The sequence below is a fragment of the Rhizobacter sp. genome (assembly GCF_035702065.1).
GTDB lineage: Bacteria > Pseudomonadota > Gammaproteobacteria > Burkholderiales > Burkholderiaceae_C > Rhizobacter.
Map to the genome: position 1 here is coordinate 13,982 of NZ_DASSRA010000482.1, position 23,512 is coordinate 37,493.

A 23,512-nucleotide genomic window follows, 5' to 3' on the forward strand; every position below is an offset into this window, starting at 1 on the left:
CGCCTCAATGGTGCGCGTGCCCCTTCGGTTTGCGCACCTCGATCTCGGTGTTGCCCGCGGGTGGCGCCGCGGGGCGCCGGGCCTCCGGCACCGCGCCGGTCCATTCGTAGGCGCGGCTGCCCTTGGGCTGCTCGTACCACCCCGGGTCGCTGTAGTCGCCGGGCTTCTGGTCGCGGCGCACCTTGAGCACGCTGAACATGCCGCCCATCTCGAGTGGGCCGAAGGGGCCCTCGCCGGCCATCATCGGCAGGGTGTTCTCCGGCAGCGGCATCTGCATGTCGGCCATGTCGGCCATGCCCTTGTCGCCCATGGCCATGTAGCCGGGGACGAGCCGGGTGATCTCGGCCGCCACGCGGGCGTGGTCCACGCCGATCATGGTGGGTACGTCGTGGCCCATGGCGTTCATGGTGTGGTGGCTCTTGTGGCAGTGGAAGGCCCAGTCGCCTTCCTCGTCGGCGGTGAACTCGATCTGGCGCATCTGGCCCACCGCGATGTCGGTCGTCACCTCGGGCCAGCGCGCGCCGGGGGGCACGGGGCCGCCATCGGTGCCGGTCACACTGAACTCGTGGCCGTGCAGGTGGATGGGGTGGTTGGTCATGGTGAGGTTGCCGATGCGGATGCGCACCTTGTCGCCGCGCCGCACGTTGAGCGAGTCGATGCCGGGGAACACGCGGCTGTTCCAGCTCCACAGGTTGAAGTCGAGCATCGTCATGATCTTGGGCGTGGCACTGCCGGGTTCGACGTCGTAGGCGTTGAGCAGGAAGCAGAAGTCGCGGTCCACCGTGGCGATGTGGGGGTGCTTCGCCTTGGGGTGGGTGACCCACAGGCCCATCATGCCCATCGCCATCTGCGTCATCTCGTCGGCATGCGGGTGGTACATGAAGGTGCCGGGCCGGCGCGCGACGAACTCGTAGACGAAGGTCTTGCCGGGCTCGATGGGAGGCTGGGTGAGGCCGCTCACGCCGTCCATGCCGTTGGGCAGGCGCTGGCCGTGCCAATGCATGCTGGTGCGCTCGGGAAGGCGGTTGGTGACGAAGATGCGCACGCGGTCGCCTTCCACCACCTCGATGGTGGGGCCGGGCGACTGGCCGTTGTAGCCCCACAGGCGCGCCGTCATGCCGGGCGCCATCTCGCGCAGCACGGGTTCGGCGACGAGGTGGAACTCCTTCACGCCGTTGTTCATGCGCCAGGGGCTGGTCCAGCCGTTGAGCGTGACCACGGGGTTGTAGGGGCGGCCGTTCGGCGGGACGAGCGGTGCTTGCGTGTCGGGCTTCGTCTGGATGACGGGCTCGGGCAGCGCCGCGAGGGCGACCGTGCTGACCGAAGCGGCAGAGACGGCGGAGGCAGTGGCGCCGCCGAGGAAAGTGCGTCGGGAGACCATGGGTGTTGTCCTGGTGCGTTCAGTGCGTTGTGAGGGGGCCGACGAGGGCCATGTCGAGCGCGGCCTGCGCGACCCAGAAGTCACGCTGCGCCTCGATGGCGGCGTTGACAGAGACTATCTGCGCGCGCGCATCGGCGAGCAGCTCGAACACGCCGATCAGCATGCCGTTGTAGCGAAGCAGGTTCTCGTCGGAGATGCGCTTGGCCGTGGGCACGATCTCGTCGCGGTACTGGCGCGCGATCTCCCAGGCCGAGCGGTAGCCCTCGTAGGCCTCGCGCAGCTCGCTCTGCGCGTTGATGGCGGCCTGCGCGGCGCGCTGCGCGCTTTGCTGGTAGACCGCTTCGGCGCGGGCCACGCGGGCGCCGCTCCAGTCGAAGAGCGGGATCTCGAAGCTGATCTCGTAGCCGGTCTGGCGCGGCTGCTCGTTCGACGTGTTGTGCTGCCAGCCGAACTCCAGCACGCTGACGAAGCGGGTGGTGCGGGTGAGGCCCAGGTTGCGCGCGGTGGCCTCCACCTGCGCGCGTGCTGCCTGCACGTCGAGCCGCTGGGCGGCGGCCACCTGGGCTGCGTCGGGCGCTTCGACGAGGCGATCGGGCAGATCGGGCAGGCGATCGGGCAGCGTGAACTGCGTTTGCGCGCCGCTTAGGCCCAGCAGGCGGGTCAGGCGCTCGCGGGCCGCCACGCGGGCCTGCTGCGCGCGCGCGAGGCCGAGCGCTGCATCGGCTTGGAAGCCCTGTTCGCGCATCTGTTGCAGCTTGCTGAAGTTGCCGGCACGCGCCATGCGGGCGGCCAGCTCGGCGCTGGCGTTGGCCGCGCGCTTCACCTGCTCGGCGTAGCGCAGGCTCTGCTCGGCCGCGACCGCACTCACCCAGGCCTGACGCGTCTGCGCGGCGAGCCCGAGCATCTCCATGGTCACGCTCTGCTGCGCGGCGCTGAAGCGGTGGGCTTCGATCTCCCGCGCGAAGGGCAGGGCGAGCAGGGCACCGAGGTTGAAGCTGAAGGTGCGGTCGATCTCGACCTCGCTGCCGCGCGTGAGCCGTGCAAAGCTGAAATGCGGGTTGGGCAGGCGACTGGCCTGCACCATCTCGGCCTCGGCAATGCCCAGATCGTGCAGGCTGGCCTGCAGCCCGCGGTTGTTGAGCAGGGCGATCTGCGTGGCGCTGCCGGCGCTGAGCGGCGCAGCCAGCAGTTCGTTCACGCGCTGGGCGATGGCAGCGGCGTCTTCATCGGTGCGGGCAAGCCGCAGCTCCTGGCCCAATCGTTCGCGGGCGGCGCTGGTGACCGAGGCGGTGCCGGCATCGTCGCTGAGCGTGGTGCAGGCGGTCAGGGCGCAGGCCAGTGCGGCCACGCCCCAGGGAAGGGGGCGAAAGGGAATCATCGAAGCCTCGCTGAAGGGCAAATGCGAACCCGCGCCGTCTGGGTGCGCGGGGGCGTGTGCTCAGGCGAGGGCGCTTCGCGGTGGCCGGTCGAGCCGGTGCGGGACGTGGCCGCTGTGGCCGGAGAACACGGCCGCCGCGTAGTGGGCCGTGGGCGCGGAGGCGCCGAAGGTGAGCGGGGCAGCCAGCAGGGCCAGCCCGGTGCAACACGAGGCGCAGGCGCTGCATTTGCCGTGTCCGGGGTCGGCCGTGTGCTGGTGCATGTCGCCAGCCTTTGCGTTGGCATCGGCCTTGCTGTGCTCCATGTGATGGTGGGCCGCGTGTTCGTTGTCGGCCGGGGCATGCACCACCGTGTGCGTGTCCGGCGCGCAGAACAGCATGCGCTGCATGGCCCAACCCTGCACCGGCAGGGCCAGCATCAGCAGGCACATCAACAGGGTTCTGAACATCGAACGCATCCCAAAATTCTAGGCGGGCCCGGTACTTCGGGCTATCCCGATACCCCTGTGGCGCCGTGTCCAAATGCCCTTAGACTCGCGCCTCGTTCGTCATCCACAAGGTGGCTCATGAAAACTTTGATTCGCATCGTCCGCCATACCCTGGCGGCAACCGTGGTCGCAGGCGGGGCCATCGGCGCCCAAGCCGCCACCACCTTCATCTACTGCTCCGAAGGAAGCCCCGAGGGCTTCGACCCCGGGCGCTACACCGCGGGCACCACCTTCAACGCGAGCTCCCAGCCGATCTTCAACCGGCTGGTCGAGTTCGAGATCGGCGGCACGACCATCGTGCCGGGCCTGGCGGAACGCTGGACCATCAGCCCCGACGGCCTGGTCTACACCTTCAACCTGCGCAAGGGGGTGAAGTTCCACACCACCGAGTACTTCAAGCCCACGCGCGACCTGAATGCCGACGACGTGATCTTCACGTTCGACCGCATGATCAACAAGGAGAACGCCTTCCAGAAGGCGGTGCCGGCCTCGTTCGAGTACGCCTCCGACCTCGGCCTGGACAGCAACATCGTCAAGTTCGAGAAGCCCGACCCGCTCACCGTGAAGATCACGCTGAAGACGGTGGACGCGGCCTTCCTGGCCGACCTGGCGATGGACTTCGCCTCCATCCACTCGGCCGAGTACGCCGAGCAGCTGCTCAAGGCCGGCAAGGGTGTGGAACTCAACACGCGGCCGGTGGGCACCGGGCCCTTCGTCTTCAAGAGCTACCAGAAGGACGCGGTGATCCGCTACGCGGCCTTCGACCAGTACTGGGCCGGCAAGGCCAAGGTCGACAACCTGGTCTTCGCCATCACGGTCGACTCGGCGGTGCGCGTGCAGAAGCTGCAGGCCGGCGAATGCCAGCTCTCGCAGTACCCCAAGCCGGCCGAAGTGGCGACGCTCAAGAAGAACCCCAAGATCAAGCTGCAGTCCTTGCCGGGACTGAACGTGGGCTACCTCTCGCTCAACGTCACGCACAAGCCCTTCGACAACCTGCAAGTGCGCCAGGCCATCAACATGGCCATCAACAAGAAGTCGCTGGTCGAGGCGGTGTACCAGGGCGCGGGCACGGCGGCGGTGAACCCCATTCCGCCCACGATGTGGTCGTACAACAAGGCCGTCAAGGACTACGAATACGACCCCGAGAAAGCCCGCGCCCTGCTGGCCAAGGCCGGCTTCCCGAACGGCTTCGAGACCAAGCTGTGGGCCTTGCCGGTGCAGCGGCCCTACAACCCCAACGGACAGCAGGCGGCCGAGCTGATCCAGGCCGATCTCGCCAAGATCGGCATCAAGACGCAGATCGTCAAGTACGAGTGGGCCGAGTACCTCAAGCGCGCCAAGGCCGGCGAGAGCGACATCGGCATGTTCGGCTGGAACGGCGACAACGGCGACCCCGACAACTTCATGGCCACGCTGCTCAGCTGCGCAGCGGTGGGCGGCTCCAACTACGGCCAGTGGTGCAACAAGGAATACGACGCCCTCATCAACAAGGCCAAGCAGACCAACAACCTGGCCGAGCGCACCAGGCTCTACGAGCAGGCGCAGGTGGTGTTCAAGCGCGAGGCGCCCTGGGTGCCGATGGCGCACTCGGTGGTCTACCAGCCGATGCTGCAGAACGTCGAGGGCTACAAGATGAGCCCCTTCGGTTCGGTGCAGTTCTACGGCGTCAGCCTGAAGTGAACTGACGATGCCCCCGTGCGCTCGCGATGAGCGCACGGGGGCTTGCAGCCCTTCCTTTCTTCTCTCTCCGCGAGGTCTCACTCCCATGCGCATGCACACCCTGGTGCTGGCCGCGCTTGCCTTGATGGCAGGCCAGGCTGATGCCCAGCCTCTCAACGCCGGCCTGGACCGCGCCGGTTTCGACACCAGCGTGCGGCCGCAAGACGACCTGTTTCGAGCTGCCAACGGCCAGTGGCTGAAAGACACGCCCATCCCGGCCGACAAGCACAGCTACGGCACCTTCTACCAGCTGACGGACCGCGCCGACGAGCGCGTGCGCCGCATCGTCGAAGAGCTGGCCGCCAAGCGCGGTGCCAAGGGCAACGAACAGAAGATCGGTGCCTTCTACCGCGGCTACCTCGACGAGGCCGCGATCGACAAGGCCGGCCTGGCACCGCTCGCGCCCTGGCTCAAGCAGATCGACGCGCTCAAGACGCCCGCCGACCTGGCCGGGCTGATGGGCCGCTGGCAGGGCGTGGTGTCGCTGCCGCTGGCGTCGGCCGTGTACCCCGACTTCAAGAACCCCGGCATCTACCAGGCCATCTTCTGGCAGGACGGCCTTGGCCTGCCCGACCGCGGCTACTACCTCGAAGACAACGAGCGCTTCGAGAAGGCACGTGCGGCCTACCTGGTCTACCTGGAGGCCTTGTTCAGCCTGAGCGGCGACAAGGCCGCGGCCGAGCACGCCAAGACCGTGTTCGCGCTGGAGAAGCGCCTCGCCGAGGCGCAGTGGACGCGCGTGGACAACCGCGACCCGGTGAAGACCTACAACCCGACCACCGCGCCGGCCTGGCAGAAGGCGGCCGCCGGCCTGGACTGGACGCGCTTCGTGCGCGAGGCCGCCTTGCCGGTCGACAAGAGCTTCTCGATCGGCCAGCCGAGCTACGCCACTGCGGTGGCACGGGCGGTGAGCGAGGTGCCGCTCGCCGACTGGAAGCTCTACCTGCGCGTGCGTCTGCTCCACGGTGCGGCACCGGTGCTTCCCAAGGCCTTCCGCGACGCGCACTTCGCCTTCAGCGGCCGCGCCTTGCAAGGCAAGGAGCAGCCCAAGCCGCGCTGGCAGCAAGGCACCGATGCGCTCGACGCCGCGCTGGGCGAGGCCGTGGGGCAGGTCTACGTGGCGCGCCACTTCCCGCCGGCCTACAAGGCGCGCATGAACGAACTGGTGGGCAAGCTGCTGGCCGCCTACGGCCAGTCGATCGACGGCCTCACCTGGATGGGCCCGCAGACCAAGGCGCGTGCCAGGCAGAAGCTGGCGAGCTACACCACCAAGATCGGCTACCCCGACGTCTGGCGCAGCTACGCCGGGCTGCAGGTGCGCGAGGGCGATGCCCTGGGCAACCTGATGCGCGCAGGGCGCTTCACCCATGAGTTTCGCGCGCACCTGGCAGGCCGCCCGGTCGACCGCCGCGAGTGGGACATGACGCCGCAGACGGTGAATGCGTACTACAACCCGACGATGAACGAGATCGTGTTCCCGGCCGCCATCCTGGAGCCACCGTTCTTCGACATGAAGGCCGACGACGCGGCCAACTACGGGGCCATCGGCGCCATCATCGGCCACGAGATCAGCCACGGCTTCGACGACTCGGGCAGCCAGTTCGACGCCCAAGGCAAGCTCGACAACTGGTGGACCGACGACGACCGCAAGGCCTTCGAGGCCTTGGCTGCCCAGCTGGTGGCGCAGTACGAGGCCTACGAGCCGCTGCCGGGCAAGAAGCTCAACGGCCGCCTCACGCTGGGCGAGAACATCGCCGACCTGTCGGGCCTGCAGATCGCCTACAAGGCCTATCACCTGGCCCTGGCCGGCAAGCCCGCGCCGGTGATCGACGGGCTGAGCGGCGACCAGCGCTTCTTCCTGGCGTGGGCGCAGGCCTGGCGCATCAAGGCGCGCGAGGAGCGCCTGCTGCAGCTGCTGACCGTCGACACCCACTCGCCGCCCGAGTTCCGTGCCAACGGCGCGGCCGTCAACCACGATGGTTTCCATTCGAGCTTCGAGACCAAGCCTGGCGACCGCATGTACAAGCCCGCCGAATCCCGCATCCGCATCTGGTGACGCATGAAGACACCCTTGCTCAAACGTCTCGCCCTGGCCGCGCTCGCCACCTGCGCTGCGGTTGCGATGGCTGCGCCCGGCAGCGGCATCGACAGCGCCGGCCTGGACCCGAGCGTGCGTCCGCAGGACGACCTCTTCATGGCCGCCAACGGCCGCTGGATCAAGGACACGCCCATCCCTGCCGACAAGTCGGCCTACGGCCTGTTCCAGATCCTCGCTGACCGGGCCGATGCGCGGGTGCGCCTCATCTGCGAAGAGCTGGCCGACTCGCGCGCCAAGCCGGGCAGCATCGAGCAGAAGGTGGGCTCGTACTACCGCGGCTTCGTCGACGTGGCCGCCATCGACGCCGCTGGCGTGGCGCCGTTGGCCCCGTGGCTCGCGCAGATCGACGCGCTGGTCACCCCGGCCGACCTGGCCACGCTCTGGGGGCGCTGGGCTGGCATCGTCGATGCACCCGTCGCCACCTACGTGGGCGGCGACCCGAAGGAGCCCGCCATCAACCGCGTGGCGGTGTACCAGTCGGGCCTGGGCCTGCCCGACCGCGAGTTCTACCTGAACAAGGCCGAGAACTTCGTCAAGGCGCGCGCGGCTTACCTCACGTACCTGGAGACGCTGCTGCGCCTGGGCGGCGATGCCGACGCAGCCAAGCACGCGCAGACCGTGTTCGCGCTGGAGACGCAGCTCGCCCAGGCGCACTGGACCAAGGTCGACAGCCAGGACGCCCTCAAGACCTACAACCCCATGACGGTGCCGGTGCTCACGAAGCGCGCCCCGGGCCTGGACTGGGCGGCCTTCTTCCAGGCCGCGGCCATGCCAAAGATTGACCGGCTGTCGATGCAGGAGCCGAGCTACGCCAAGGCCCTGGGCCAGCTGGTGCGCAAGACGCCCATGGGCACCTGGCAGCTCTACCAGCGCGTGCGCCTCTACGACGCCATGGCCAGCGTGCTGCCGCAGCCCTGGCGCGACGCCGAGTTCGCGCTGCGCGGCAAGGCCTTGCGCGGCCAGGAAGAGCCGCGCCCACGCTGGCAGCAGGGCACGGCGGCCATCGACACCGCGCTGGGCGAGGCGGTGGGCCAGGTCTACGTGGCGCGCCACTTCCCGCCGCAGGCCAAGGCCCGCATGCAGGAGCTGGTGGGCAACCTCTTCGCGGCCTACGGCCAGTCGATCGACACGCTGAGCTGGATGACGCCCACCACCAAGCAGCACGCGCGCAAGAAACTCGCGGCCTACATGGTGAAGATCGGCTACCCCGACAAGTGGCGCGACTACACCCGGCTCGAAGTGCTCGACGGCGACGCACTCGGTAACCTCGCGCGCGCGCGCCGCTTCGAGCACGAGCGCACCGCGGTGCAGCTGGGCGGGCCGGTCGACCGCACCGAGTGGGGCATGACGCCGCAGACGGTGAATGCCTACTACAACCCCACGATGAACGAGATCGTGTTCCCGGCCGCCATCCTCGATGCGCCGCTGTTCGACATGGACGCCGACGACGCCGCCAACTACGGTGCCACGGGCTCCACCATCGGCCACGAGATCAGCCACGGCTTCGACGACCAGGGCAGCCAGTACGACGGCACCGGCAAGCTGCAGAACTGGTGGACGAAAGCCGACCGCAAGGCCTTCGACAAGCTGGGCAACCGCCTGGCAAAGCAGTTCGACGCCTACGAGCCCGTGCCCGGCCACAAGGTCAATGGCCGCCTCACGCTGGGCGAGAACATCGCTGACCTGTCGGGCCTGGAGATCGCTTACAAGGCCTGGCGCCTGTCGCTCAAGGGCAAGGAGCCGCCGGTGATCGACGGGATGACGGGCGACCAGCGCTTCTTCCTGGCCTGGGCCGTTTCGTGGCGCGAGAAGATGCGCGATGCCCGCACGCTGGAGCTGCTGGTGAGCGACGAGCATGCGCCGCCGCTCTTCCGCGCCAACGGCACGGTGGTCAACATGGACGTGTTCCACGCCACCTTCGGCACCAAGCCCGGTGACCGCATGTACAAGCCGCAGAACCAGCGCATCCGGATCTGGTGAACCTGGCCGGGCGGCCTGGCGCTACAGTGAACTTTCTTTCAAAGCCGGTACTCGTCTCATGATGAACAAGCACATCCTTTCGTCGTTGGCGGCCAGCCTGGCCTTGTGCCTGGGCAGCGCCGCGCATGCGGCGGGCACGCTCACGGTCTGCACCGAGGCCTCGCCCGACGGCTTCGACATCGCGCAGTACGAGTCCAGCGTGACCAACGACGCAGCCGGCCGCACGATCTACGACCAGCTGCTCGGCTTCAAGCCCGGCACCACCGAGATCCGCCCCGGCCTGGCCGAGCGCTGGGACGTGAGCGCCGACGGCCTGGTTTACACCTTCCACCTGCGCAAGGGCGTGAAGTTCCACACCACGCCGTGGTTCAAGCCCACGCGCGACTTCAACGCCGACGACGTGCTGTGGTCCATCAACCGCATGAACGACAAGAAGCACCCCGCCTACAGCGTGGCCAAGAACGGCTACGTGTACTGGGAGGGCATGGGCATGTCGCAGCTGATCAAGGCGGTGGAGAAAGTCGACGCCAGCACCGTGCGCATCACCCTCACGCGGCCCGAGGCACCCTTTCTCGCCGACATGGGCATGGAGGCCATCGGCTCCATCTTCTCGGCCGAGTATGCCGAGCAGCTGCAAAAGGCCGGCAAGCTGGAGCAGATCAACACCCAGCCGGTGGGCACCGGGCCCTTCGTCTTCAAGAGCTACCAGAAGGACGCGATCATTCGCTACTCGGCGAACACCGCCTACTGGGGCGGCGCGCCCAAGGTCGACAACCTCATCTTCGCCATCACGCTCGACCCCAATGTGCGCGTGCAGCGGCTCAAGGCCGGCGAGTGCCTGGTGGGCACGAACATGAAGCCCGAGACGGTGAGCACCTTCGACAACGATCCCAACGTGCAGATCGTGCGCAACAGCCCGCTGCTCACGGCTTACATCGCCCCCAACGTCAAGCACAAGTTCCTGAGCGACAAGCGCTTCCGCGAGGCGCTGTGGCTCGCGCTCGACAAGAAGACCTACCTCTCGGCCGTGTACGGCGGCAACGCCACCATCGCGGCGAGCATGCTGCCGCCGCCGATGTGGAGCCACGACAAGACGCTCGCCAACCGCTTCGACCCCGAAAAGGCCAAGCAGCTCGTCAAGGCCGTGGGCTATGACGGCACCGAGCTCGCGCTCTTCACGCGCATCGGCGGCTCCATCGACGGCAAGCGCGCGGCCGAGCTGATGCAGTCCGACTGGGCGCGCGTGGGCATCAAGGTCCGTGTGCAGATGATGGAGTGGGGCGAGATGCTCAAGCGCACCGGCAAGGGTGAGCACGACATCACCTTCCTCAGCTGGGCCGGCGACAACGGCGACCCCGACAACTTCCTCACGCCCAACCTGACGTGCGCGGCCGTCACCGGTGGCGGCAACAAGAGCCAGTGGTGCAACAAGGCCTTCGAGGAGCTGATCGAGGCCGGCCGCAAGACGGTCGACCCGAAGAAGCGCGCCGAGATCTACGTCAAGGCGCAAAGGCTCGCGTACGACGAGGTGGCGGTGATCCCCACGGTGTACCCGGTGAACATGGTGGCCCTCAACAAGCGCGTGCAGGGCTTCGTGCCGGATCCGTTCACGCACAGCGACTTCCGGGCAGTGAGCGTCAAGTGAAGGTGGCCTCGGCATCACGCTGGCTGCGGGCTTGCCTGTTGCCTTGCCTGGTCGGCAGTGCCCACGCCGCCGGCACGCTGACCGTCTGCACCGAGTCGTCGCCTGAGGGTTTCGACATGGCGCAGTACGAGCTGAGCGTCACCAACGACGCGGCCGGCATCGCGCTGTACGACCAGCTGGTGCTGTTCGCGCCCGGCAGCACGCGCGTGGTTCCCGGCCTGGCCGAGCGCTGGGACATCAGCGCCGACGGGCTGGTCTACACCCTGCACCTGCGCCGCGGCGTGAAGTTCCACACCACGCCCTGGTTCAAGCCGACGCGCGACTTCAATGCCGACGACGTCATGTTCTCGATCAACCGCATGTACGACAAGGGCCACCCCGCCCACGCAGCCGCCCGGAACGGCTTCGTGTACTTCGAGGGCATGAGCATGCGCGCACTGATCAAGTCGGTGGCCAAGGTCGACGACATGACGGTGCGCTTCACCCTCACGCGGCCGGAGGCACCCTTCCTGGCCGACCTGGCGATCCAGGCCATCGGCAGCGTGGTGTCGGCCGAGTACGCCGCGCAGTTGCAGAAGAGCGGCCAGCTGGAGCGGCTCAACACCGAGCCCGTGGGCACCGGCCCGTTCGTCTTCAAGAGCTACCAGAAGGACGCGGTGATCCGCTATGCGGCGAACACGGCCTATTGGGGCGGTGCGCCCAAGGTCGACAACATGATCTTTGCCATCACGCTTGACCCCAACGTGCGGGTGCAGCGCCTCAAAGCCGGCGAGTGCCTGGCCGGCATCGGCATGAAGTCGGAGCAGGCCCATGCCTTCGACAACGACCCCAAGCTGGCCATGGTCCCCAGCACGCCGCTGCAGACCAACTACCTGGCGCTCAACGCCAAACGCAAGCATCTGAGCGACAAGCGCTTCCGGCAGGCGCTGTGGCTCGCGCTCGACAAGAAGACCTTGATCACCTCGGTGTACGGTGGGCTGGCCAAGCCGGCGACGAGCTTCCTGCCGCCCTCGATGTGGGGCTACGACGCCCAGCTGCCCGAGCGGCGCGACACTGCGCAGGCCCAGGCGCTGGTCAAGGCCAGCGGCTACGACGGCAGCGAGCTGGTGCTGTTCGCGCGCCTCGGCGGCGCCTCCGACAACAAGCGCGCTGCCGAGCTGATGCAGGCCGACTGGGCACGCATCGGTGTCAAGGTGCGGGTGCAGATGATGGAGATCGGCGAGCTCTACAAGCGCACCGGCAAGGGCGAGCACGACCTGGCCCTGCTGGCCTGGGTGAGCGACAACGGCGACCCCGACAACTTCCTCACGCCCAACCTGGCCTGTGCCGCGGTCGAGGGTGGCGGCAACAAGAGCCAGTGGTGCAACAAGGCCTTTGACGAACTGATCGATGCGGCGCGCAAGGCGCCCGACACCAAGCAGCGCACCGAGCTGTACGCCAAGGCCCAGCGTCTGGTGCATGAAGAGGTGCCCGTGATCCCGCTGGTCAGCCCGGTTCAGATGACGGCGCTGAACAAGCGCGTCCAGGGCTTCGTGCCCAGCCCGTTTGGCAACAGCGATTTCCGCAGCGTGACCGTGAGCCCCTGATGTTTGCCTTCGTCCTCAAGCGCCTGGCGCTCGTCATCCCCACCTTCCTCGGCATCACGCTGCTGGCCTTCTCGCTCATCCACCTGATCCCCGGCGACCCCGTGCAGGTGATGGCCGGCGAGCGCCGGCTCGACCCGGCCTTCCACGCCGAGGTGCTGCACCGCCTGGGCCTGGACCGGCCGCTGTACGAGCAGTACGCGGTCTACCTGTGGAAGTCGGTGCGGCTCGACCTCGGCGAGAGCTTCGTCACCCACGAGCCGGTGTGGAGCGAGTTCCTGAAGCTGTTCCCCGCCACGCTGGAACTGTCGATCTGCGCGATGTTCTTCGCGGTGGTGGTGGGCCTGCTGGCTGGCGTGGTGGCGGCCATCAAGCGCGGCTCGGTGCTCGACCACGGCGTGATGGGCATGTCGCTCACCGGCTTCTCGATGCCGATCTTCTGGTGGGGCCTGCTGCTCATCATGTTCTGCTCCGTCTACATGCGCGAGTGGGCACCGGCCTGGGCGCTGCCGGTGTCGGGGCGCATGGCGCTGGAGTACGACATCGCGCCGCGCACCGGCTTCATGCTGATCGACGCTTGGCTGTCGGGCGAGGCCGGGGCGTTCACCTCGGCCATCAAGCACCTGGTGCTGCCTTCCATCGTGCTGGGCACGGTGCCGCTGGCGGTGATCGCGCGCATGACGCGCTCGTCGATGCTCGAGGTGCTGCGCGAGGACTACGTGCGCACCGCCAAGGCCAAGGGCCTGTCGCCGGCGCGGGTGGTGTTCGTGCATGCGTTGCGCAACGCCCTGGTGCCGGTGATCACGGTGATCGGCCTGCTGGTGGGCACGCTGCTGGGCGGCGCGGTGCTCACGGAAACCATCTTCTCCTGGCCGGGTGTCGGCAAGTGGCTGATCGATGCCATCAGCCGGCGCGACTACCCGGTGGTGCAGGGCGGCATCCTGATCGTGGCCTCGCTGGTGATCGGCGTGAACCTGCTGGTCGACCTGATGTACGGCCTGGTGAACCCGCGCATCCGGCATGCGAAGTGACCTGACCTCTTCCAGAACAAGAACACGCCCATGAGCGCCATCCTCGCCACCGAAGCGACCCCCGCCGCGCCCTCGTCCTTCAGGGACTTCTGGCGCACCTTCTCGCACAACAAGGGCGCCGTCGGCGGCCTGTTCGTCTTCGTCTTCGTGATCCTCTGCGCGCTGCTGGCCGGTGTGCTGGCACCGCACGATCCGATCGAGCAGTACCGCGAGGCCTTGCTCACGCCGCCCATGTGGGCCGAGGGCGGCAGCAGCAAGTTCATCCTCGGCACCGACGACATCGGCCGCGACGTGCTCTCGCGCCTGCTCTACGGCGCGCGCCTGTCGCTGGCCATCGGCTTCGTGGCGGTGCTGCTGTCCATGCTGCCGGGCATGGCGCTGGGGCTCACCGCGGCCTTCTTCCCGCGCCTGGGCACCGCCATCCTGCGCCTGATGGACGTGATGCTGGCCCTGCCCAGCCTGCTGCTGGCCATTGCCGTGGTGGCCGTGCTCGGCCCTGGCCTGCTCAACACCATGCTGGCGATCGCCATCGTCGCGGTGCCGAGCTACGTGCGGCTGGTGCGGGCCTCGGCCATGTCGGAGCTGACGCGCGACTACGTGGTCGCCTCGCGCCTGGCCGGTGCGGGCACGGCGCGGCTGATGTTCAACACTGTGCTGCCCAACTGCATGGCGCCGGTGATCGTGACGGCGACGCTGGGCTTCTCGGACGCCATCCTCACCGCTGCCGCGCTGGGCTTTCTGGGGCTGGGGGCACAGCCACCCACGCCGGAGTGGGGAACCATGCTCGCCTCGGCGCGCGACTACATCGAACGCGCCAACTGGGTCGTCACCTTCCCCGGCCTGGCCATCCTGGTCACCGTGCTGGCCATCAACCTGATGGGCGACGGGCTGCGCGACGCGCTGGACCCGCGCATGAAGAGACTCTCATGAGCCACTTGCTGGAGATACGCAACCTCTCGGTGCAGTTCGGTGCCTTCGCCGCCGTGCAAGGCGTCGACATCACGCTCGACCGCGGCGAGCTGCTGGGCGTGGTCGGCGAATCCGGTTCAGGCAAGAGCGTGAGCATGCTGGCGCTGATGGGCCTGATCGAAGCCCCCGGCCAGGTGACGGCCGACGTGCTGCGCTTCGACGGGCACGACCTGCTCAAGCTCAGCTCCCGCCAGCGCCGCGAGATCGTCGGCCGCGACATGGCCATGATCTTTCAAGACCCGATGAGCAGCCTGAACCCCAGCTACACCGTGGGCTTCCAGATCATGGAGACGCTCAAGGTGCATCAGACGGGCAGCAAGAGCGCCCTGAAGGAGCGTGCGCTGGAGCTGCTCAAGCTGGTGGAGATTCCCGACCCCGAGTCGCGCCTCGCGGCCTACCCGCACCAGCTCTCGGGCGGCATGAGCCAGCGCGTGATGATCGCGATGGCGCTGGCCTGCTCGCCGAAGCTGCTGATCGCCGATGAGCCCACCACCGCGCTCGACGTGACCATCCAGGCCCAGGTGCTCGACCTCCTGGTGGCGCTGCAGCGCAAGCAGGAGATGGCGCTCATCCTCATCACCCACGACCTGGCGCTGCTGGCCGAGCACGCCAAGCGCATCGCCGTGATGTACGCGAGCGAGGTGGTGGAGGTGCAGGCCGTGCCGGCGCTCTTCGAGCGGCCGCACCACCCCTACACCGAGGCGCTGCTCGCCTCCATCCCCGAGCACAGCCGCGGCGCGAAGCGCCTGCCCACGCTGGCCGGCGTGGTGCCGGGTCTGCACGACCGCCCGAAGGCCTGCCTGCTCTCGCCGCGTTGCCCCCAGGTGCGCGACGAATGTCGCGCCACGCACCCTGATCTGCTGCCCATGCCCGATGGCGGCTTGGCGCGTTGCCTCTTTCCCCTGCACATCACGCCATGACCGCTCCACTTCTTGAAGCCAAGGACCTGGCGCGCCACTACCGCGTCTCACGCGGCTTCCTCAAACCCCACGCCACGGTGAAGGCGCTCAATGGCGTGAGCTTCTCGCTCTCGGCCGGGCAGACGCTGGCGGTGGTGGGCGAGTCGGGCTGCGGCAAGTCGACGCTGGCCCGCGCGCTCACGCTGATCGAGAAGCCCACCAGCGGCAGCCTGGTGCTGGCCGGCACCGACGCCGCCACCGCCACGCCCGCGCAGACGCGTGCGCTGCGCCGACAGGTGCAGATGGTGTTCCAGAATCCGTACGCCTCGCTCAACCCGCGCAAGCGCGTGTCGCAGATGCTCGACGAGCCGCTGCTGCTCAACACGCAGCTCACCGCCGCCGAGCGGCGCGAGCGCATCGCCGCGGCACTGGCGCAGGTGGGCCTGCGGCCCGAGCATGCGCAGCGCTACCCGCACATGTTCTCGGGCGGCCAGCGCCAGCGCATCGCCATTGCGCGGGCCATGATGCTGCAGCCCGGTTTGCTGGTGGCCGACGAGCCGACCTCGGCGCTCGACGTGTCCATCCAGGCGCAGATCCTGAACCTGTTCATGGACATCCAGGAGCGCACGCAGATCGCCTACGTGTTCATCTCGCACAACCTCAGCGTGGTGGAGCACATCGCGCAGCGCGTGATGGTGATGTACCTCGGCCGCGTGGTCGAGTTCGCGCCCAAGGCGAAGCTCTTCGCCCAGCCGCTGCACCCGTACACGCGCGCCTTGCTCTCGGCCACGCCCAGCATCGACCCGGCGCGCCGTGCCCACAAGATCCGCATCGTGGGCGAGCTGCCGTCGCCGCTCAACCCGCCCAGCGGCTGCAGCTTCCACAAGCGCTGCCCCTACGCCCAGCCGCGCTGCAGCGAAGAGGTGCCGCAGCTGCGCGTGGTCGACGGCCGCGAGGTGGCCTGCCACTACGCCGAAGAGATCGCGCAAGCCCCCACCGCCTGAGCCCGAGCGCGGTTGCAAGCGCGGGGCGCAGTTGGTAGCCTTCGGTCACCCACTCACCACCACCTGCGGCTGCGGCCGCCCGGGCCACCGACCTTGTTCGCCACAGACATTCGATTGAGGGCGTGGCACCTGGGGTGCCTCCTCTTCTTCACTGCGCCTGCTGGCACCTGGGCCCAGGGCACGGCGTTGCCCGCGTCGCCGGCCTACAGCTTCGAGTCGGCCCAGGAGCGCGTGACCGCCACCTCGAGCGCGCTCAGCGCAGCCCGCTCCGGCGCCGACGCCTCGCGCAGCTCGGCCGCCGCAGTGAGCGGCCTGAACCTGCCCATCGTCTCCATCGACGCGCAGTACTTCCGCTACCAGAAGACGATCGACATCGGGCTCGAATCGGTGCGCACCTCGGTGCTGAACGCGGTCAACGGGTTTCTCGGTTCCTTGCCCGTGCCGCTGCCGCCCCTGCCGCCCAGCGCGGTCAACAGCATCGTGCCGGAGTCGTTCACCGCCAAGGTCACCGAAAACATCTGGCGGCCCACCCTCACCGTGCTGTGGCCGCTCTACACCGGGGGCTTGAGCGACGCCACGCAGAGCGCGGCCGAAGCCGGCGCGCGCCAGGCCGAGGCCGAGCTCGTGGCCACCTCCGACACGCTGACGCTGCAGCTCGTGGTGGCCTACTTCGGGCAGCAGGTCACCGCCCACACGCTCGAGACGAGCCGGCAGAACCTCGCACGCTTCCAGACCCACCTCGACAACGCGCTGAAGATGGAGGCGCAGGGCCTGCTGAGCAAGGCGCAGCGGCTGCAGATGCAGGTGGCACGCGATGCCGCTGAGCGCCAGGCCTTGCGGGCGCAGAACGACCACGAGACCGCCTTGGCGGTGCTCACGCGCACCCTCAACGAAGGACGTGTCGTGCAGCCGCTCACGCCCTTGTTCGCCGCGTCTGCACCGCTGCCGCCTCTGCAGGGCTTCGTGGACACCGGGCGCATGCGCTCGCCCACGGTCGCGCGCCTGATCGCGCTGCGCGAAGTGGCCGACAGCGGTGTGAAGGCGGCCGAAGCGGCCTCGCTGCCGCGGCTGTATGGCTTCGGCTCCTACAACTTCAATGCGCGCAACGCGGTGCTGCCCGACCCCGACTGGATCGTCGGCGTGGGCCTGCACTACCCGATCTTCTCCAACGTCGACCGCAAGCAGAGCGAATCGGCCGCACGGGCGCGGCAGCAGCAGGCGCAGACCTCGGTCGACCAGGCCCGCAACGATGTCGAGACCCTGATCGTGCGCAGCTACCAGGGCGTGGAGACCGCACGCCGGCAGTTCCTGCTGCTGTCGAGCAACATCGAGGCGGCTGAAGAAAACGTGCGGGTGCAGACCCTCGGTTTCCGCGAGGGCGAGGCCACCGCGGCGGCGCTGATCGACGCGCAGGTCGCGCTCAGCGTGGCGCAGACGCAGCGTGCGGCCGCCGCGTTCGAGTACGACGTGTCGCTGGCCCGGCTGCTGGCCGCCAGCGGGCAGATGGCTGACTACGGCCGCCATGTGGCGGCGGCCGACCAGAGGGTGCCGCTGCCATGAGCGAACCCGATCTGCCCGAAGGCGACGACGTGCCGGTCGACGAGCCCGCGCGCCTCGTCGCGGACGAACCTGCGCCGCACCGACGCAGCCCGCTCTGGCGCTGGCTCGGTGTTGCGGCGGGGGCCGCGCTTGTGGCCTTCGTCGGCGTGGGCCTGTGGCTGGCCTACAAGCCCGTGCCCGACCAGCTGCAGGGCATGGTCGATGCCGAGTCGTACACCATCGCCACCAAGCTGCCCCTGTCGCGCGTGGAGCGGCTGCTGGTGGCCGAGGGCGACCGGGTCCAGGCCGGCCAGCCGCTGATCGTGCTGAGCAGCCCCGAACTGTCTGCGCGGCGCGACCAGGCCGATGCGGTGCTCGCTGGTGCGCAGGCCGCGCAGGCACGCGTGGTGGCCGGCGCCTTGCCCGAGAACATCGAGACCCTGCGTGCCGCCGCCGAGAGCGCCGACGCCGCGCTGGTGCTCACCGAGAAGACCTACGTGCGGGTGCGCAACCTCTACCAGGAAGGAGTGGTCCCGGCGCAGCGCCTGGACGAGGCACTGGCCGCCCGTGATGCCGCCCGCGGCCACGCCGAGGCCGCGCACCAGCAGGTGCGCCGTGCCGTGCGCGGCGTGCCTCAGCAGGACAAGGACGTCGCCCAGGCCCAGGTGAAGGTGGCCGAGGCCGGCGTGAAGGAGGTCCAGTCGCTGCAGGGCGAGACCCACCTGGCCGCGCCGGTCAGCGGCGAGATCTCGCACCGCCTGGTGCGCGCGGGCGAGCTGGTGCCGCTGGGCTTTCCGGTGCTCACGCTGGTGGAGGTGGACAAGCCGTCGGTGGTGGTCAACGTGCGCGAGAACCAGATGCACGGGCTTGCCGCCGGGCGCGAACTGACGGGCCGCCTGCCGGCGCTCGACCACCAGGCGGTGCGCTTCCGCGTGCACAGCGTGGGCGTGCAGGGCGAGTTCGCCACCTGGCGCGCCACGCGTCAGTCGACCGGCTACGACGTGCGCAGCTTCGAGGTGCGCCTCGTGCCGGCCACGCCGGTGCCGGGCCTGCGCCCGGGCATGAGCGTGCTGTTCGACTGGCCGCAATGAAGCCAGCGGGCTTCGGGGTGGGCTTCGCGGCGGGTTGGCGGCGCGAGCTGGGCTGGCTGGCGCGCAGTCCGTGGGATCTGGCGCTCGTCACGGTGGCGCCCTTGCTGGTGCTGGTGGTGCTGGGCGCCATGTTCCTCAGCAGCAGCCCGCATGCGCTGCCCATCGCGGTGGTCGATGCTGATCATTCCAGCACCAGCCGTCAGCTGGTGCGCAACCTGCGAGCCGCGGCGCAGGTCGACGTGGTGGCCGAGCCGCCCGATCTGGAGGCGGCCTGGTCGCTCGCGCGCCGCACCCAGGTGTGGGCGGTGGTCTACGTGCCGCGCGACCTGCACCGCGAGGTACTGGCCGGGCGCAAGGGCGAGGTGCTGGTGTACCGCAACTCGGCGTTTTATTCGATCGGCGCGCTGGCCAGCCGGGGCATCGACGGGGCGGTGGAGGCGCTGAACGCGCAGCTGCTGCCGCAGCTGCAGCGCGAGCGCAACCTGCCGGCGGTGCGCATCGAGCGGCCGCGCATCCAGGCCACGGTGCTGTTCAACCCGCAGCTGAGCTACGAGTGGTTCCTGGAGGCGCTGCTGCAGCCCGGCATCCTGCATGTGCTGATGAGCGCGCTGGTGGTGGTGGCGGTCGGCCGCGAACTGGCCCAGCCCGGCCGCTGGCTGGCCGAGGCCGGCGGCCCGGTGGTGGCGCTGGCGGCCAAGCTGGCGCCCTATGTGCTGGCCTTCACCGGCTGGCAGCTCGCCGGCACAGCCTGGCTGTGCGGCTGGCGTGGCTGGGGCGTGCACGGCAGCCTGCTCGTGCTGGTGGCGGGCCAGTTCGCGCTGTACGCCTGCTATGCCGCGGTCGCCGCGCTGGTGGCGCTGCTGCTGCGCGACACCTACACCGCGTTGTCCGCGGTGGCCTTGTACGGCGGCCCGGCGATGACCTTCTCGGACGCCACGCTGCCTCTCGTCGGCGCCTCGACCTTCACGCTGGTGTGGAGCCACGCGCTGCCGTTCTCGGCCTACGTGAAGCTGCAGATGGAGCAGATGTTCATGGGCTCGCCCGCCGCCGCCTCATGGCCGTGGGTGGGGCTGATGCTGGCCGAGGGCGCGGTGATGTTTGCTGCGGCGGCGGCGCTGGCCGGGCACGGTGCGCGGCCAGCGCCCACGGAGCAGGTGGCATGAGCGGCTTCTGGCATGGCCTGCGGCAGACGCTCACGAGCGTGGCCACCACGCGGCCGGCCCTGATGATCCTGGTGCTCGCCGGGCTGCTCTACGGCTTCTACTACCCGGCCGCCTACCAGCACCAGGTGGCACGGCAGCTGCCCGTGGCGGTGGTCGATCTCGACCAGAGTGCGCTCAGCCGCAAGCTGACCGAGCGCCTCATGGCCGCCCCGCAGCTGCACGTGGTGCAGCAGGTGCCCGACATCGAGGCCGCTCACGCCGCGCTGCAGCGGCGCGACATCGATGCCTTCGTGCTGATCCCCCGCGACTTCGAACGCGGGCTGCTCTCCGGCACGCGGCCCGATGCGCTGGCCTTCTACCTCAACGGCGCCTACATCGTGCGTGCCAGTGCGATCGGCGAGGCGCTGCAGTCGGTGCTGGCCGCCGCCGTGGCGCAGGCGCTGGAGGCGCCCGCGCGTGCGGCGGGCGTGCGGGTGCTCAAGCCGGTCGAGACCGTGGTGCACCCGCTGTTCAACACCCGCGAAGGCTATGGCAGCTACGTGGTGCCGGGGGTGGCGGTGGTGATCGTGCATCAGACGCTGCTGATGGGCATCGTGCTGCTGATGGCCGAACGATCGCGCCGTGGCCAACGCTTCGGCTCGGCAACCGAGTTGCTGGGCAGTGCCGCGGCCTTCGGGCTGATCGGCGTCTTCACCGCCTTGTTCTACTTCGGTTTCGTGTTCTGGTACCAGGACTACCCGCGCGGCGGGGAGCTGGCGGCGGTGCTTGTGTCCACCGCGCTGTTCGTTGCCGCCACGGTGGCCTTTGCGCTCTTCCTTGGCAGCTACTTCGACCGCGGGGAGCGGTCGGCCCAGGTGCTGGCGGCGCTGTCGGCGGTGGTCTTCTTCCTGAGCGGGCTGCCCTGGCCTTTTGCGGCCATGCCTGCACCGCTGGTGGCGCTGGCCCACCTGCTGCCCTCGACGCCCGGCATCCAGGCCCTGGTCAAGGCCAACCAGATGCAGGCCCACCTGTCGGAGCTGGGCCCCGAGCTGCTCAACCTTGCGCTGCTGCTGTGCGTCTACGGCGCCTTGGCCTGGTGGCGCTGGCGCGGCCAACCGGCTGCGGCGCAGGCCGTGTGTGATCATGCGGCCCGATGAAAAAACTGCTGCTGAAGAACACCCGCGCCACGCCCGAAGAACTGGCTTCGGTGCTGTGGTCCTTCGTCTACTTCTTCGCGCTGCTGGCCGGCTACTACGTGCTGCGCCCCATCCGCGACGAGATGGGCCTGCAGCTCGGCGCACGCGCCTTGCAGGAACTCTTCACCGCGGTCTTCGTCGTGATGCTGCTGCTGGTGCCGGCCTTCGGCTGGCTCAACCGGCGTTTCGCGCGGCGCCAGCTGCTGCCATGGCTGTACGGCTTCTTCGTGCTCAACCTGGTGGGCTTCTTCCTGGTGTTCGAGGGTGGCGGCACGCAGAGCCCGGTGGTCGCGCGCGTCTTCTTTGTGTGGGTGGCGGTCTACAACCTCTTCATCATCTCGGTGTTCTGGAGCTTCATGGCCGACCTGTTCGACACCGAGCAGGCCAAGCGGCTTTATGGCTTCATCTCGGCCGGCGGCACGCTGGGCGCGCTGACCGGGCCGCTGATCACGGCGGGTCTGGTGAAGGTGCTGGGCCCGAAGGTGCTGGTGCTGGTGTCGGCGGCGCTGCTGGGTGTAGCCATCGTCGCGATCTTTCGCCTGCGTGGCCTGGCGCGCAAGCGCGCGCCGGGAGCCGATGACGGAGAACACGCTGGCCTCAAGGGCAGCGTGTGGAGCGGACTCGCCGACGTGCTGCACTCGCGCTACCTGCTGGGCATCTGCCTGTTCCTCTTCAGCTATGCGCTGCTGTCGACCTTTCTCTACTTCCAGAGCGTGGAGCTGCTGCCCCAGACCTACACCGACCCGGCCGAGCGCACGCAGCTGCTGGCGCAGATCGACCTGGTGGTCAACGTGCTGGCCCTGCTGCTGCAGGTGCTGGCCTTCAAAGGCCTGATCACGCGCCTGGGCACAAGGGTGACGCTGGTGCTGCTGCCGCTGGTGTCGGTGGTGGGCTTCACGGCGCTGGCCCTGTTCCCGGTGGTGGGTGTGATCGTGGTCTTCGGCGTGCTGCGCCGCGCCGGCGAGTACGCGCTCAGCAAACCGGCGCGCGAGACGCTCTTCAACGTGCTGCCGCCCGAACAGAAGTACAAGGCCAAGAACGTGATCGACACCCTGGTGCACCGCACCGGCGACACCGCGTCGGGCTGGATCTTCGCGGGCCTGCGCGGGCTGGGCCTGTCCGGCGTGCAGATCTCCTGGTTGTCGGTGCCTATCGCCGTGGGCTGGGTGGCGGTCGCCTGGTCGCTTGGGCGTAAGGCCGAGACCCTGCAGGCGAAGGAGGCTTCTGCTGCTGTGACGACAGCGCCGACAATCGCGGCATGAGCAAGGCCTTCACCAAGGAACCCAGCGGCGACGACGACGATGACGACCTCGCGTTGCCGGCATTGCCCGCGGGTGGCAAGAACTACGTCACGCCCGCAGGCTACAAGCGACTGCGTGAGGAGCTGATGGGTCTGCTCGATGTCGAGCGTCCGAAGATCGTCGAGGTGGTGTCGTGGGCCGCCAAGAACGGCGACCGCTCCGAGAACGGCGACTACCTCTACGGCAAGAAGCGCCTGCGCGAGATCGACCGGCGCATCCGCTTCCTGACCAAGCGGCTCGACATCGCCGAGGTGGCCGACCCGTCGGTGCACCATGGCAGCGACCAGGTGTTCTTCGGTGCGACGGTGACTTACGAGAACGCGCAGGGCGAAGAACGCACCATCACCATCAAGGGCATCGACGAGACCGACAACCTGCAGGGTGAAGTGAGCTGGGTCTCGCCGATCGCGCGGGCCTTGCTGAAGTCGCGCGTGGGCGACGAGGTGTCGCTGATGACGCCCGGGGGCTTGGAAAAGCTGGAAGTGATCGAGGTGCGTTACCCAGCGGCCTGATCAAGCAACGCCCGCGGAACCGGCTTTGCCGGGCCGCCAGGCGGCGCCCCTTGGGGGCAGGAGCGAAGCGACTGGGGGGCCTAAGGCTTGACGCGAAGGACTTTCAGCACCGCTGGTGCTCGGCGCAGCGTGCGCATCACATCGGCCAGGTGCAGCCGGTCACGCACACTCACCAGCAGCCGCAGCTCAGTGGTTTCGGCCGCGGGCTCGTCGTCCATGTCGATGTGGGTGATATCGGCCTCGGCCGCGCTCACGGCCGAAGCCACCTGCGCCAGCACGCCCTTGCCGTTGCGCAGCAGCAGGGTGATGCCGGTCTCGAAGGGGCGAGTCGGTTCCTCGGCCCACTCGACGCTGATCCAGCGTTCGCTGTCGCGTTCGAACAGGCGCTTGCCGACACCGCACTCGGCGGTGTGCACCAGCAGGCCCTCGCCGCGGCCGAGGTAGCCCACGATGTCGTCGCCGGGGATGGGGCGGCAACAGCTGGCCATCTGCACCGAGGCGCCTTCGGTGCCGTCGATCACCACCAGGCCCTGGGTGGGCGTGGCGTCGTCTTCGGCG

Annotated in this window: 19 protein-coding genes; 15 read left to right on the forward strand and 4 right to left on the reverse strand. The window is 68.8% G+C overall.

Annotated features, from left to right (window positions below; genetic code table 11):
• Positions 1–4: 4 nt before the first annotated feature.
• The 3 genes from VFL64_RS21520 to VFL64_RS21530 are packed head-to-tail and all read right to left on the reverse strand — an operon-like array spanning position 5 to position 3,206.
• The gene (locus tag VFL64_RS21520; protein WP_489542433.1) at positions 5–1,381 is read right to left on the reverse strand and encodes a multicopper oxidase family protein; all 1,377 of its coding nucleotides are present in this window, start codon (positions 1,379–1,381) and stop codon (positions 5–7) included.
• Between the two features lie 19 nt (positions 1,382–1,400).
• The gene (locus tag VFL64_RS21525) at positions 1,401–2,759 is read right to left on the reverse strand and encodes a TolC family protein (protein WP_489542434.1); all 1,359 of its coding nucleotides are present in this window, start codon (positions 2,757–2,759) and stop codon (positions 1,401–1,403) included.
• A 60-nt stretch (positions 2,760–2,819) separates the two neighbouring features.
• A complete protein-coding gene (locus VFL64_RS21530; RefSeq protein WP_489542435.1) occupies positions 2,820–3,206 on the reverse strand; it encodes a hypothetical protein in 387 nt (128 codons plus the stop codon).
• 117 nt (positions 3,207–3,323) lie between these two features.
• Here VFL64_RS21530 and VFL64_RS21535 point away from each other — a divergent pair, with 117 nt between their 5' ends.
• The 15 genes from VFL64_RS21535 to greB all read left to right on the forward strand — a co-directional run bounded on the left by VFL64_RS21535 (position 3,324) and on the right by greB (position 22,954).
• The gene (locus VFL64_RS21535; protein ID WP_489542436.1) at positions 3,324–4,925 is read left to right on the forward strand and encodes an ABC transporter substrate-binding protein; all 1,602 of its coding nucleotides are present in this window, start codon (positions 3,324–3,326) and stop codon (positions 4,923–4,925) included.
• Between the two features lie 85 nt (positions 4,926–5,010).
• The gene (locus tag VFL64_RS21540) at positions 5,011–7,020 is read left to right on the forward strand and encodes a M13 family metallopeptidase (protein ID WP_489542437.1); all 2,010 of its coding nucleotides are present in this window, start codon (positions 5,011–5,013) and stop codon (positions 7,018–7,020) included.
• A gap of 15 nt (positions 7,021–7,035) precedes the next feature.
• Positions 7,036–9,042 carry a M13 family metallopeptidase gene (locus VFL64_RS21545; RefSeq protein ID WP_489542438.1) on the forward strand — a complete coding sequence of 669 codons (2,007 nt, stop codon included), beginning with the start codon at positions 7,036–7,038 and terminating at the stop codon, positions 9,040–9,042.
• A gap of 61 nt (positions 9,043–9,103) precedes the next feature.
• Entirely contained in the window at positions 9,104–10,687 is a 1,584-nt protein-coding gene (locus tag VFL64_RS21550) for an ABC transporter substrate-binding protein (RefSeq protein ID WP_489542439.1), read from the forward strand.
• A complete protein-coding gene (locus VFL64_RS21555) occupies positions 10,684–12,273 on the forward strand; it encodes an ABC transporter substrate-binding protein (RefSeq protein WP_489542440.1) in 1,590 nt (529 codons plus the stop codon). Before VFL64_RS21550 ends, VFL64_RS21555 begins: the two co-directional genes overlap by 4 nt.
• The gene (locus VFL64_RS21560; protein WP_489542441.1) at positions 12,273–13,301 is read left to right on the forward strand and encodes an ABC transporter permease subunit; all 1,029 of its coding nucleotides are present in this window, start codon (positions 12,273–12,275) and stop codon (positions 13,299–13,301) included. Before VFL64_RS21555 ends, VFL64_RS21560 begins: the two co-directional genes overlap by 1 nt.
• A 30-nt stretch (positions 13,302–13,331) precedes the next feature.
• Entirely contained in the window at positions 13,332–14,231 is a 900-nt protein-coding gene (locus tag VFL64_RS21565; RefSeq protein ID WP_489542442.1) for an ABC transporter permease subunit, read from the forward strand.
• Complete coding sequence (locus tag VFL64_RS21570) at positions 14,228–15,190, forward strand: ABC transporter ATP-binding protein (RefSeq protein WP_489542443.1); 963 nt, start codon at positions 14,228–14,230, stop codon at positions 15,188–15,190. Before VFL64_RS21565 ends, VFL64_RS21570 begins: the two co-directional genes overlap by 4 nt.
• Positions 15,187–16,173 (forward strand): peptide ABC transporter ATP-binding protein, encoded by a 987-nt coding sequence (locus VFL64_RS21575; protein ID WP_489542444.1) that lies wholly within the window; start codon positions 15,187–15,189, stop codon positions 16,171–16,173. Before VFL64_RS21570 ends, VFL64_RS21575 begins: the two co-directional genes overlap by 4 nt.
• A gap of 114 nt (positions 16,174–16,287) precedes the next feature.
• Entirely contained in the window at positions 16,288–17,733 is a 1,446-nt protein-coding gene (locus tag VFL64_RS21580; protein WP_489542445.1) for a TolC family protein, read from the forward strand.
• On the forward strand, positions 17,730–18,803 hold the full coding sequence (locus tag VFL64_RS21585) for an HlyD family secretion protein (protein WP_489542446.1): 1,074 nt from the start codon (positions 17,730–17,732) through the stop codon (positions 18,801–18,803). The genes VFL64_RS21580 and VFL64_RS21585 overlap by 4 nt, the downstream gene beginning before the upstream one ends.
• Positions 18,800–19,966, forward strand: coding sequence for an ABC transporter permease (locus VFL64_RS21590; RefSeq protein ID WP_489542447.1), 1,167 nt, complete (start codon positions 18,800–18,802; stop codon positions 19,964–19,966). The genes VFL64_RS21585 and VFL64_RS21590 overlap by 4 nt, the downstream gene beginning before the upstream one ends.
• On the forward strand, positions 19,963–21,102 hold the full coding sequence (locus VFL64_RS21595) for an ABC transporter permease (RefSeq protein ID WP_489542448.1): 1,140 nt from the start codon (positions 19,963–19,965) through the stop codon (positions 21,100–21,102). The genes VFL64_RS21590 and VFL64_RS21595 overlap by 4 nt, the downstream gene beginning before the upstream one ends.
• Positions 21,099–22,403 (forward strand): NTP/NDP exchange transporter, encoded by a 1,305-nt coding sequence (locus VFL64_RS21600; protein ID WP_489542449.1) that lies wholly within the window; start codon positions 21,099–21,101, stop codon positions 22,401–22,403. Before VFL64_RS21595 ends, VFL64_RS21600 begins: the two co-directional genes overlap by 4 nt.
• Positions 22,400–22,954, forward strand: coding sequence for a transcription elongation factor GreB (gene greB / locus VFL64_RS21605; RefSeq protein ID WP_489542450.1), 555 nt, complete (start codon positions 22,400–22,402; stop codon positions 22,952–22,954). Before VFL64_RS21600 ends, greB begins: the two co-directional genes overlap by 4 nt.
• Positions 22,955–23,034: 80 nt before the next feature.
• On the opposite strand, the gene VFL64_RS21610 is transcribed toward greB, so the two are convergent.
• On the reverse strand, positions 23,035–23,512 hold a 478-nt coding region (locus VFL64_RS21610; RefSeq protein ID WP_489542451.1), incomplete at its 5' end, for an ACT domain-containing protein.